Origin of the sequence: Mesorhizobium sp. M1348, from assembly GCF_040317925.1 — a bacterium.
In the GTDB taxonomy this organism is placed as follows: Bacteria; Pseudomonadota; Alphaproteobacteria; order Rhizobiales; family Rhizobiaceae; genus Mesorhizobium.
Genome location: NZ_JAMYLH010000001.1, coordinates 184741 through 196761, shown reverse-complemented (window position 1 = coordinate 196761; position 12021 = coordinate 184741). Strand labels below are relative to the sequence as shown.

Annotated in this window: 10 protein-coding genes and 1 riboswitch; of the genes, 4 read left to right on the top strand and 6 right to left on the bottom strand. The window is 64.7% G+C overall.

Annotated elements, in window-relative coordinates:
• Window positions 1-6 precede the first annotated feature (6 nt).
• From NKH13_RS00960 to thiB, 4 genes are all read right to left on the bottom strand, one after another.
• Window positions 7-1476, bottom strand: coding sequence for a M48 family metalloprotease (locus tag NKH13_RS00960; RefSeq protein ID WP_352909942.1), 1470 nt, complete (start codon window positions 1474-1476; stop codon window positions 7-9).
• A gap of 254 nt (window positions 1477-1730) precedes the next feature.
• Window positions 1731-2522: a thiamine ABC transporter ATP-binding protein gene (thiQ, locus tag NKH13_RS00955; protein ID WP_352714403.1), complete on the bottom strand. Its 792-nt coding sequence runs from the start codon at window positions 2520-2522 to the stop codon at window positions 1731-1733.
• Complete coding sequence (thiP, locus tag NKH13_RS00950; RefSeq protein WP_352909939.1) at window positions 2519-4135, bottom strand: thiamine/thiamine pyrophosphate ABC transporter permease; 1617 nt, start codon at window positions 4133-4135, stop codon at window positions 2519-2521. The genes thiQ and thiP overlap by 4 nt, the downstream gene beginning before the upstream one ends.
• A 248-nt stretch (window positions 4136-4383) precedes the next feature.
• On the bottom strand, window positions 4384-5397 hold the full coding sequence (thiB, locus tag NKH13_RS00945; protein ID WP_352909937.1) for a thiamine ABC transporter substrate binding subunit: 1014 nt from the start codon (window positions 5395-5397) through the stop codon (window positions 4384-4386).
• Window positions 5398-5440: 43 nt separating this feature from the next.
• Window positions 5441-5555: riboswitch (TPP riboswitch) on the bottom strand.
• Between the two features lie 127 nt (window positions 5556-5682).
• Here thiB and NKH13_RS00940 point away from each other — a divergent pair.
• The 4 genes from NKH13_RS00940 (at window position 5683) to NKH13_RS00925 (ending at window position 8755) form a co-directional block, all read left to right on the top strand.
• Window positions 5683-6327: a thiamine diphosphokinase gene (locus tag NKH13_RS00940; protein ID WP_352714407.1), complete on the top strand. Its 645-nt coding sequence runs from the start codon at window positions 5683-5685 to the stop codon at window positions 6325-6327.
• 1 nt (window position 6328) lies between these two features.
• Complete coding sequence (locus NKH13_RS00935) at window positions 6329-8149, top strand: ABC-F family ATP-binding cassette domain-containing protein (RefSeq protein WP_352909934.1); 1821 nt, start codon at window positions 6329-6331, stop codon at window positions 8147-8149.
• Window positions 8150-8213: 64 nt separating this feature from the next.
• Window positions 8214-8456, top strand: a complete 243-nt coding sequence (locus tag NKH13_RS00930; RefSeq protein ID WP_352714411.1) for a type II toxin-antitoxin system CcdA family antitoxin — start codon at window positions 8214-8216, stop codon at window positions 8454-8456.
• Window positions 8456-8755: a CcdB family protein gene (locus tag NKH13_RS00925; RefSeq protein ID WP_352714412.1), complete on the top strand. Its 300-nt coding sequence runs from the start codon at window positions 8456-8458 to the stop codon at window positions 8753-8755. The genes NKH13_RS00930 and NKH13_RS00925 overlap by 1 nt, the downstream gene beginning before the upstream one ends.
• A 31-nt stretch (window positions 8756-8786) precedes the next feature.
• On the opposite strand, the gene NKH13_RS00920 is transcribed toward NKH13_RS00925, so the two are convergent.
• Both NKH13_RS00920 and NKH13_RS00915 read right to left on the bottom strand, forming a co-directional pair.
• Window positions 8787-10493, bottom strand: coding sequence for a hypothetical protein (locus tag NKH13_RS00920; protein ID WP_352909931.1), 1707 nt, complete (start codon window positions 10491-10493; stop codon window positions 8787-8789).
• A gap of 73 nt (window positions 10494-10566) precedes the next feature.
• Window positions 10567-11865 carry an adenylosuccinate synthase gene (locus NKH13_RS00915; RefSeq protein ID WP_023680654.1) on the bottom strand — a complete coding sequence of 433 codons (1299 nt, stop codon included), beginning with the start codon at window positions 11863-11865 and terminating at the stop codon, window positions 10567-10569.
• Window positions 11866-12021 lie beyond the last annotated feature (156 nt).

Genomic DNA, 12021 nt, shown 5'->3' with positions numbered 1-12021 from the left:
CGGCAGCTATTTGTCGGTGACGATCTTGACCTTGTCGCCGGCCGAAACGGCGGCACCCGGCGACAACGCGTTGAGCACTCTGAACAGATCCAGCTTGCGGTCGACGCCGACCATCTGTGCGGCCAGGGAGCCCATTGTCTGGCCGGGCTGCACCGTGACGATGCGGATACGCAGCGGCTTCAGCGCCGCCTTCTCGGCAGCACTCAGGATGCGGAACGAGCCGCTGACCGAGCGCGCCACCGTGCTCAGCGAGGTGCTGGCCGAAGGCGCCGCTGTCAGCAAGCGGTAGACCTGGCCGCCGGCGCGGATCACCGCAATGTCGAATTGCCAGCCATCGGCGCCGGCATGCGCGGTTGCCGCTTCGTTGCCATTGATCGTCTCCTGGCGCACGCTGCTGTCGTCGAGGCCGGCAACCCAGCCGCTGCGGATGTAGTCGGTCAGCGAGCGGTCCTTGTCGATCGAGACGCCGTCGAAGCGGATCGCGATGTCGCCCGGGCCTGTCGCCGTCACCGCCGCCGCCGAATTGTCGATGATGAAGCCGTTGGGCACCGAGAACGACACGCCGAGGCCAGGGTGCAGGAAGGTTTCGCCGCGCACATAGCCTTCCTCCGGCGTGTCGCCGTAAAGCAGCCCGTCTATGCCAGCAAGGAATGAATCGCGGTCGCGCGACCCGACACCGGGCGCGCCGAACTGGCGGGCGTGGCGCTGTGCGAGATCGATACGCTGCGGCGTGTTGGGGTGCGTCGCCAGGAAGTCGAGGCTGGCGTCGGTGGCGCCGCTGATGGAACGGAAATCGGTATAGGCCGACATCGACTGCAAGAAGCGGCCGGCGGCGTAGGGATCGAAACCGGCCTCGCCGATCGACTTGATGCCGATGGCATCGGCCTCCAGCTCCTGATTGCGCGAGAACTGCGCCAGCCTAAGCTTGCCGCGGACCAGCGCCGCCTTGGCCGTCGGGTTGTCGCCGAGCACATCCGAAACGACCTTGGTCGCCAACCCCTCTTCCGCTTCCAGCTGCTGGCGCTGCAGACCATGATTGGCCGTAACGTGGCCCATCTCATGCGCAATGACGGCGGCAAGCTCGGCCGAATCGTTGGCCAATGCCAGCAGGCCGCGGGTGATGTAGAGATAGCCGCCCGGCAGCGCGAAGGCATTGACGTTGGGCGAGTTGAGGATGGTGATGCGGTAGGTCTGGGTCGGGTTGGCCGACACCACGGTCAGTCTGCCGACGACCTTGGCCACCATACGCTCGAGCTTGGGGTCGGAATACTCACCGCCATAGGTGGCAAGGATGCGCGGGTGCTGCGCCTTCGCCAGTTGGGCGAGCTTGCTGTTGGCGGCGACATTGTCGACCGTGATCGGCTTGTCTGAGGGCTGGAAGCCCGATTCCTGCACGTCGGGAGGCGTGAACATCTGGCAGCTTGCCAGCGCCACGGCAAGACCGGCCAGCGCCAGAAAGCGCGCCAGCGGTTTCACCCTCCGATTGTCGATGCCGGTCGGCAGATCGGCTTCCTTTCAAGTCCTGGGACGTGACCGCGAAAATCGGGCGCGATTTCCGGAAAGCATCACGCGCAAAATCAAGTGCTACGGCGTCCTTCGTGCGTCCGACAGATACGAGGCAGCAAGGGCAAATCACGGTCTAGGCCGGACCAGCTCCTGGCGGACCTAGCCACACTACCTCGACCATGGCAAGCAAGCGCCGCTTCGCCTTCCGCCGGTTTGACCATAAATTATGTCCGCTTCCGGGCAACATCTCGTGATCCGGCCGCAAACGGACCCGAGCCGATATAGCGTCGGAATGCCTCCGGTCCAGCCCCGACGAAAAAATCAGCGGCGGTGCCCGTCGCGGCAACTGTGCCACCATCCAGGAAAACCATGTTTTGGCCGATACGGCGCGCATCGTCCGGCTGGTGCGTGACGAATAGCACCGTCATGCGCTGCTCCGAATGGACGTCGGTCACCAGGTCGAGCATGTCGTCGCGCAGTGCCGGTCCGAGCGAAGCGAACGGCTCGTCGAGCAACAGCACCGGTCGGTCGCGCACCAGGACCCGGGCGAGCGCGACGCGCTGCCGCTCGCCGCCGGAGAGTTCGCGCGGCAGCCGGCTTTCCTTGCCGGCAAGGCCGACGCGCTTCAGCGCTGCGGCGATTGCGGCGCGATCGGCCTCGCTCAGCCTGAGCGAAGGCGAGCGGCCGAGCCCGACATTCTGCTCGACGGAAAGATGGGCAAACAGGTTGTTTTCCTGGAACACCATCGATACCGGCCGCGCTGAAGGCGGCGCAGTGCTGACATCGGCGCCACCGATCAGCACCCGGCCCGACCGCGGCGCCTCGAAACCGGCCACCAGATTGAGCAGCGTCGACTTTCCCGAACCGCTCGGCCCCATGATGGCGGTGATCTCCGACGCCGGGAAATCGACATCGAATGTAAGCGGCGTTTCACCATAGCTGAACGAGACATTGTCGAGCCGCACCGCCGCGCCTTTTTCCACCGAAATGGACCGTTCCGGGCTGATCGGCATCATGATTTCTCCCTCCTTCCCAGCAAGTCCGCGGTCAGCACCAGCGCCAGGCAGACAAGGCCGAGCAGCAGCGCCAGCCCGGCCGCATCCTCGGTGCGGTAACTGCCCATGCGCGCCAGCAGCAGGTAGGGCAAGGTCTGCACGGAATCGCTGCCGAACAGCGCAATGACGCCAAGATCGCCGAGCGACAGCGCCATGGCGAAAGCGAAGCCGGTGGCGAGCGGCCGCCGCAGCGACGGCCAGTCGACCAGCCGCAACCGGTTCCAGCCCGAGATGCCAAGCTGTGCGCAGAGCCGTTCGTGGCGTTCGCTCGCCGCGTCATAGGCAGGGCGGATGGCGCGGATGGCGAATGGCATCGCCATCACCGCATTGACCGCAACGACCATGACGGGGGCGATCGCAAAGACATCGCTGACGGTGCGCAGGAGCAGGAACCAGCCGGCGCCGATGACGATGGGCGGCACCACCAGGACGAACCCCGCACCGGTGTCGGCCAGATGTTCGAGCAGTGTCCGCCGGCCTGTTCGCCGGGTGAGCGCCAGCGCCCGGCGCGCCATGACCAGCGACAGCGACAACGCAACAGAGAGCAGCGCCGATAGAAGGGAGAGCACGCCACTGGTCGCCGTCGCTTGCCGCACCGCGCTGTCGCCGGCCAGGCGGCCGAGATCGGCGCCAAGCCCGGCTGCCAGCGTCGCCGCCATCGGCCCGGCGACAAACAGCAATGCCAGCCCGATCACCAGCGCGTTCAGCCCGGTCTCGGCCGCACCGGCTGAAAAATACCGGCGCGGCGCCACCGGTAGATTGGCGTCCCCGACCATATTGGCGCCGAGCCGCGTCAAGGCCAGCACGACGACGAAGGTCAGGGCAATCTGCAGCAGGGTGAGCGTCACCGCCCGCGCCGGGTCGAAGTCGAAACGCAGCGCCTGGTAGATGGCAACCTCCAGCGTCGTCGCGCTGGGTCCGCCGCCGAGTGTAAGCACGATGGTGAAGGAGGTGATGCACAGCATGAAAACGAGCCCGGCAACGCCCGGCAAGGCCGCACGCAGCGGCGGCCATTCGATCAGCCGAAAGGCCGGCGCAGCGCCCATGCCAAGCTGGCTCGCCAGCCGCCATTGGTTGGCCGGCACGGTCTGCAACGCTTCAAGGAACAGCCGCGTTGCCAGCGGCAGATTGAAAAAAACATGGGCCACGAGAATGCCCGACAGGCCGTAGATGCCGGGCCAGCTCTGGCCGCCTAGCGCGCCGAGCGTGCCGGCAAAATAGCCGGCGCGGCCATAGAGCGCCAGGACACCGAGTGCGGCAACAATGGCCGGCAGCGCCAGCGGCACGGCGAAAAGCTGCAGGATGAAGCCTCGCCCGAAAAACTGTGGATGCCGCGACAGGGCACGCGCGACGAACAGCGCCGGCGCGACGGAGAGCAGCGTCGAAAGGACCGCCTGCCAGAGCGTGAAACGGGCGACGCGCAAGAGATAGGAATCGAAAGCGGAGGCGGCGCCGGACAGGTCGCGTGTGGCTTCGACGACGAGCCCGGCGAATGCCCCGCCGATCAGCAGCGCGATGGCGGCGAGCGCGACGATGCCGGCAGTGACGCGGGAGTCAGGACGGCGAGCCTGCATTTCGCGCTACCCAGCTTAACGATGGGTGCTGAGAGGAGGAACTTGGCTGAGGTCGTGTTCCCGCCCACCCCCCTCTGGCCTACCGGCCATCTCCCCCGCAAGGGGGGAGATCGGCAGCTTCGTTGCCCCGCTCATTCCTGCCGCAGTGGAGATTGGCGAAAGCGGCTGAGAGCTCAATCTCCCCCCTTGCGGGGGAGATGGCCGGTAGGCCAGAGGGGGGTGGGCGGGAACGAACACCATATGGAATCCTACTTGCTCATCGCCGCAAGCCACTCATCGACCCAAGCCTTACGATTTGCCGCGACCTCTTCCGGGCTGAACAGCAACGTCTTGGTCGGTTTGACAAGCTTGTCGAACGCCGGATTGAGCGGCTTGTCGGTCTTGCCGGCCGGGAACATCCAGTTGGTTTCGGGAATGACATCCTGGAATTTCGGTCCGGTCATGAAGGCAACGAACTTTTCCGCCAGCGGGTTCTTCGCACCCTTGGTGGTGATCCCCGCAACCTCGATCTGCAGATATTCGCCCTCCTCGAAGGACGCCGCCTGGTAGCGCTCGGTGTTTTCGGCGACCATATGGTAGGCCGGCGAGGTGGTGTAGGACAGCACCATCGGCGCCTCGCCCTTGGTGAACAGGCTGTAGGCCTCGCTCCAGCCCGGCGTCACCGTCAGCACCTTTGACTTGAGCTTGGCCCAGGCTTCCGGCGCCTTGTCGCCATAGACCGACTTGACCCACAACAGCAGGCCAAGGCCCGGCGTCGAGGTGCGCGGATCCTGGATGACGATCTTGTCGCCGGCATCGCCCTCGACCAATTCCCTGAGGCTCTTCGGCGGGCTCTTCAGTTTTTCGGTATCGTAGACGACGGCGAAATAGCCATAGTCGAACGGCACGAAAATATCGTCGCTCCAGGCTCCCGGGACGCTGACGCCCGACACAGCGCCGTGCGGCGAAAACAGGCCGGTTGCCTTGGCGTCCGCAGTCAAATTGGTATCGAGGCCAAGCACGATATCGGCCTTGGTCGCGGCGCCTTCCAGCTTCACACGGTTGAGCAGCGCGACGCCGTCGGCGGCCGAGACGAATTCGACGACGCAGTTGCATTCGGCCTCGAAGGCCTTCTTCACCGCCGGTCCCGGACCCCAATCGGCGGTAAAGCTTTCATAGGTATAGACGGTCAGCTTATCCTGTGCCGATGCCTGCCCTGGCAAGGCCAGCGCGGATGCTGCAAGCAGGATAATCGAGACAAGAGAGTGGAAAAAACTGCGCATCGGCGCCTCCTTCGTTCGCGTTGAAAGGAATTGAGGCGTCGGGCTGTCCGAAACGTCTAATCCCTCCGCCGGTACAAACCGGATCAGGTTCAGCGGGTTGGCAGTCTTGCCTCTCAGCCGGTCCGCGAAGATCGCGTCCGGCACCCCGTTAGAGCGTTGCGACACATAGGCCCGGCCGAAGTGCTGCGCAAGCGGAAGTTTGCCGGGCATCCAAAGCCCAGCCTTCCGTTTCGTCTGCCGTTTCATCTTCCGTTTCCGGGGCAGGGCTGGTAAGGGCCACGAGATATGAGCACATTCACCATCCTGCTTGGCGGCGATCTCATCCGCACGCCGCTGCTCGACCGCCAGGTCGAAGGCTCCCGCGTTATCGCCGCCGATGCCGGCATCGGCCATGCCCGCATGCTGGGCCTGAGGCCGGAACTCTGGGTCGGCGATTTCGATTCCGTGCCTGCCGATTTGCCGGAGGATCTGGCCGCCGTGCCACGGCAGGTGTTTCCCGCCGAAAAGGACAAGACCGACGGTGAACTCGCTATCGCCGCCGCGCTCGAACGCGGTGCTACCAGCCTTGTGCTCGCAGGCGCCTTCGGCGGCAAACGCACCGACCACATCTTCCTGCATCTGGCGCTGAGCGTCCGGCTGGCGGAAGGCGGAACGGAAGTGCTTTTGACCAGCGGCGCACAGGAAGGCATTCCCTTGCTGCCCGGAAAGGTTGGCTTCGACTATGCCGACGGCACACTGTTTTCGGTGCTCGGCTTTTCGGATCTTGCCGGCCTGACAGTCACCGGCGCCAAATGGCCGCTCGCCCATGTCGAGGTTGCCTTCGGGTCGTCGCTGACCATTTCCAATGAGGTCAAGGGCCGGCTGGAAATCGCGCTGGCCAGCGGCCGCGCGCTGCTGCTCGCGCATCCTTTTCCCCTACCTGAAAGCTGATATGGCGCCGCCGCTTCTCAATCTCGACGGGATAAAGCTGACCTTTGGCGGCACGCCGCTGCTCGACGGTGCCGCCCTGACGGCTTCGGCTGGCGACAAGATCGCCCTGGTTGGCCGCAACGGCTCGGGCAAGTCGACGCTCCTCAAGATCGCTGCCGGGCTGATCGAACCGCAGGACGGCGAAGTCTTCCGCCAGCCCTCGGCGACTGTGCGCTATTTGCCGCAAATGCCCGACATGGACGGTTTTGCGACCATTCGCGCCTATGTCGAGGCGGGGCTCGGACCCGCCGACGATCCCTACCGCGCCACCTATCTGATGGAGCATCTCGGCCTGTCCGGCGAGGAACGGCCGAACGACCTCTCCGGCGGCGAGGCGCGGCGCGCGGCCCTCGCCCGCGTCATGGCGCCGGAGCCCGACATTCTCCTCCTCGATGAGCCGACCAATCATCTCGACCTTTCGGTCATCGAATGGCTGGAGGAGGAGCTTGCCCGCACCTCCTCGGCGCTGGTCGTCATCTCGCATGACCGCCGTTTTCTCGAACGCGTGTCGCGCGCCACAATCTGGCTCGACCGCGGCCAGACCCGCCGCCTCGACAAGGGCTTTGCTTATTTCGAGGAATGGCGCGACACGGTGCTGGAGGAGGAAGAGCGCGAGCAGCACAAGCTCGGCCGCCAGATCGTGCGCGAGGAGCACTGGCTGCGCTATGGCGTGACGGCAAGGCGCAAGCGCAACATGCGCCGGCTCGGTGAGTTGCAGACCATGCGACAGCGCTTTCGCGGCCATCGCGGCGCCGAGGGTGCGGCGACAATGACAGCCAGCGACGCCGCCGAATCCGGCAAGCTGGTGATCGAAGCCAAGAACATTGAGAAGAGCTTTGGCGATCTGACGGTGGTCAAGGGATTTTCGACACGCATCCAGCGCGGCGATCGCGTCGGCCTGGTCGGGCCAAACGGCGCCGGCAAGACGACGCTGTTGAAGATGCTGACCGGCGAATTGAAGCCGGACGCGGGCACGGTGCGGCTCGGCACCAATCTGGAGATCGCCACGCTCGACCAGAAGCGCGAAGCCGTCGACCCGCAGGAGACATTGGCGCAGTATCTTACCGACGGTCGCGGCGAGAACCTCGTCATCAATGGCGAGCAGCGCCACGTCGTCTCTTACATGAAGGACTTCCTGTTCAAGCCGGAACAGGCGCGGACGCCGGTGCGCGAGCTTTCGGGCGGCGAGCGGGCACGGCTGATTCTCGCACGCGTCTTGGCGCGGCCGGCAAACCTGCTTGTGCTCGACGAGCCGACCAACGACCTCGACATGGAGACGCTGGAACTGCTGCAGGAACTGGTCGCCGGCTTTGCCGGCACGGTGATCCTGGTCAGCCACGATCGCGATTTCCTCGACCGCACCGTGACCAGCATCATCGCGCCGGATGGCGACGGCCGCTGGATCGAATATGCCGGCGGCTATTCCGACATGCTGGCGCAGCGCGGCGGCACCAGGCTGGATGACCGCAAGGCGCGGCCGAAGGTAGAGACCAGCGAGGCGATGGCTGCAAGCAGGACCAACGCGGCCGCTCCCAAGGGCCCGGCAAAGAAACTGTCGTTCAAGCAGAAATTCGCGCTGGAAACCTTGCCCAAAAAGATCGAGGCGGTGTCGGCCTCGATCTCGCGGCTGGAGAACAACATCGCCGATCCGGCCTATTACGAGCGCGACCCGGCCTCGTTCCAGAAGACGATTGCCGCGCTCGACAAGGAGCGCGTCACACTGGCAGCGCTCGAGGAGGAATGGCTGGAACTCGAGATGCTACGGGAAGAAATGGAGGGGTAGTCCACTTCCTCGTTGCTGCAGCTCGGAAATGCGCATAGATTATGCGCATATTGCGGAGGCTGCCGTGCGCAAATTGGCATTGAATGCAATTCGCCAACCGGCAAACCTGTCGATAGATTCCAAACTCATGAAAGAAGCCAAAGGGCTGGACGTGAATGTCTCACGCGCGGCGGAAGCCGGCATTGCGGAGGCTGTCGCTGCGGAAAAGACCCGGCTATGGAAGCTCGAGAACCGCGCCACCATGGAAGCGTGGAACGACTATGCCGAGAAACACGGTATTCCGCTGAAAGAACATCGGCAATTCTGATGGCGCTCTACGATGTCTTCGCCGGCAGTATCGAAGGCAGCTATCTACTCGACGTCCAGTCCGACATGCTTGATCACTTCAAGACAAGGGTCGTCGTTCCGCTTCTCCCGATGGCAACAACGCCGCCGCCGATGCGCAAACTCCACCCTCTCCTTGAGATCAGCGGGCGAAAAATGGTTATGGCCACCCATCTGATCGCAACGGTTCCGGCGGACGAATTAGGCGAAAGCCGGATGAACCTGTCAAAGCATCACGAAGACATCGTGAGCGCACTCGACATGCTGTTCCAAGGCTTCTGAGCCAGAGAAGCGTTGGGCTGGCGAGCCGGCTTCAGCCCGCTGTCTTTGTCTGCCAGGCCTTCAGCGCCTCATCGAACACCTTCTCGCCGGGAATGCCCTTTTCCATGGTGAGCAGCGCCCGCCGCCCGGTCTTGTAGACGACCGGCACGTCGATCCAGTCCTGGCCCCTGAGCAAGGTCAGATTGGCGTCTTCGTCCGCCTTGGTGTCGTTGAGCGCAACCAGGAAGAAACCGTCGGCGATCTTGGCCGGGATGCCGATCAGCGGGCTGCCGGCATCCTGCTCGGACCCCTTCATGGCGACACGCAGGATGTTGTCGACGCCGCCGCCCTCGAAGCCGTCAGGCGTCAGGAAGATCATCTCGATAATATGGCTGGCCGGCAGCGTCTGGTCGGTGTTGCGACGGATCGTCATGCGCAACTGGATATCCTTGCCTGGAATGGTCGCCTCGGCGCGGATCGCCGGCTCGGGTGGCAAGTCGCCGCCGGGCGATTCCTGCACCAGTGACCAGACGATGTTGCCGGGCTCGGCCGAGCCTTGAGCGGTGCTGGTGCGCTCCTCGTAGAAGATCGCCTTCTGGCCGACGGCCAACGTGGCCTGCGGCGGAACTGCCATTGGTGCCGCCGCCGGTGCGGGCGGCGGGGCGGCCGCTGCAGGCGCTGCTGCGGCATCGGCCGGCGCTGCTGCCCCGTTGGCGGGCGGCGTTGCGGGAGTTGGTGCAGCGGAGCCATCGACCGCTGGAGGATTGGCCGTGGCTTGCGCATCGGCAGGTGCGGCCGGTGCCGGCGCGGCGGGTGCCGGGGTGGTCGGCGCTTGGGCGGCCGACGGCGGCGTGGTCAGTGCGGCGACGGATTCGCCTTCGCCGATGCCCGCCTGCCCGGCCGCGGGGCCAGGATCGACTTCGTGGCCCTCGGGCGTCAGGCGCTGCGTGAACTTCGCGCCTTCGCCGGCCTCCGTCGGAGGCGCGGCGGCCGGTACGGCCGCATCGGCCACCGGCTTGGCCGGGGCTGGCTTTACCAGCGGTTCGGTGACGACGGCTTTGGTCTCGTCGAGGCCGAGCATGCTGCCGAACGCATCCTTGTTCAGCCAGATGCCATAGCCGCCGCCGGCAATGACCAGCAAGGCAATAGCGGCGGCGATCACGCCGCCATAGCTGCGCCTGCGCTCGGCGGGATGGAGCCGCTGGAACCGGTCCTCCGCGGGGCCGCCGTCGTTGGAAAAGTCATCGCCCTGAAAAACGCCGTCTTGGTCATCGGCCGTCGGAATATCCATATTGGGCGGCGGCGGACCAGCGCGCTCCTGAGAAAGAGCGACGGGCTGCGGCTTTTGCCAGTTCGGTGCCGCCTTAGCGGGCGTAGGCTGCCATGCTGGCCCAGTCTTTGCAGGCTCCGTCTTTGCCGGCTCAGTCCTTGCCGGCTGCCATGGCGGCTCGGTCTTTGCCGGCTGCCGGACATGGCTGGACTGGTTCTTGTTGCGGTCGATGGAGGAGAAGATGTCCTCCAGTTCCGCCAGCGGGTCGGGTGGCGGCGCAGGCTTGGCGAAGTCCCGCTCGACTTTGGCGATGGCGTCTTCCAGCACACGCATCTGCCGGTCGACATCGGAAGGCGTCATCGTGGCCTTCTCTGCGAGTTGTTTCGCGATTGACGAACGGGCCTTGTCATAGACCCTGGCGCGCACTTCCGCCGACGGCTCACCGAGTTTATCGAGCGCCTTTTTCAGAATAGGAACAAAATCTACCATACGTCAGTCGACCTGCATTTGTTTCTGGGCCGGCCCCCGCAAATCAGCCGCAATGCCCGGAAAGGCTGAGAAACTAGTCTTGAAACGGATCGGTCACAAGTATCGTGTCGTCCCGTTCAGGGCTGGTGGAAAGGAGTGCGACCGGCGCGCCGATCAGCTCTTCGATGTAGCGGACGTACTTTACCGCCTGGGCCGGCAGGTCGTTCCAGCTGCGCGCGCCGGCGGTGGTGCCTTTCCACCCTTCCAGCGTCTCGTAAACCGGTTCGACGCGCGCCTGCGCGCCTTGGCTGGCCGGCAGGTAATCGATCGCCTCGCCGTCGAGGCGGTAGCCGGTACAGACCTTGATTTCGTCCAGCCCATCGAGCACATCGAGCTTGGTCAGCGCAATGCCCTTGATGCCGTTGACGGCGACAGCCTGGCGGACCAGCACGGCGTCGAACCAGCCGCAGCGGCGCTTACGGCCGGTGACGACGCCGAATTCATGGCCGCGCGTGCCCAGGAACTCGCCGATCTCGTTCTTCTGCTCGGTCGGAAACGGGCCTTCGCCAACACGCGTCGTATAGGCCTTGGTGATGCCGAGCACATAGCCGATGGCGCCCGGGCCGACACCGGACCCGGCAGCGGCCTGGCCGGCAACGGTGTTGGAGGAGGTGACGAACGGGTAGGTGCCGTGGTCGATATCGAGCAGCGTGCCTTGCGCGCCCTCGAACAGGATGCGCTCGCCGGCGCGGCGCTTGTCGTCGAGGATTTTCCAGACGCGGTCCATATAGGGCAGGATCTCGTCGGCGACCGAAATCAGCTCGCTCATGATCGCCTCATGCGTAACCTCGGCATGGCCGAGCCCGCGCCGCAGCGCATTGTGGTGCGTCAGCAGCCTGTCGACCTTCAAGGGCAGCGTTTCCAAATCCGCCAAATCCATCACCCTGACCGCGCGCCGGCCCACCTTGTCTTCATAGGCGGGACCGATGCCGCGACGGGTCGTGCCGATCTTCGTTCCAGAATTGGAAGCGGCGTCCTCGCGGAATCCGTCCAGCTCCCGGTGCAAGGACAGGATAAGCGCGGTGTTTTCGGCTATTTTCAGGCGGTCCGGCGTCACCTCGACGCCCTGCGCTTTCAATTTCGCAACCTCCGCGACGAAAGCGTGCGGATCGAAGACGACGCCATTGCCGATGATGGACAGCTTGCCTTGCCGCACCACGCCGGACGGCAGCAGCGACAGCTTGTAGACCTTGCCGTCGACGACCAGCGTGTGGCCGGCATTGTGGCCGCCCTGGAAGCGCACGACAACATCGGCGCGCTCCGACAGCCAGTCTACGATCTTGCCTTTGCCCTCATCGCCCCATTGCGAGCCGACGACCACCACATTGGCCATATTTCTTTTCCCTTGAGACGCCGCACGAGCAGCTTGAAATAGTTCGAACCGATAGGCCTCTATCGCATCGGCCCCCAAAAACGGAATCGATTTTGGGAAAGCACGACGCGAGGATTAAAGCCTTCCGACGCGTAGCGTCCAATTGCACGCACGTCG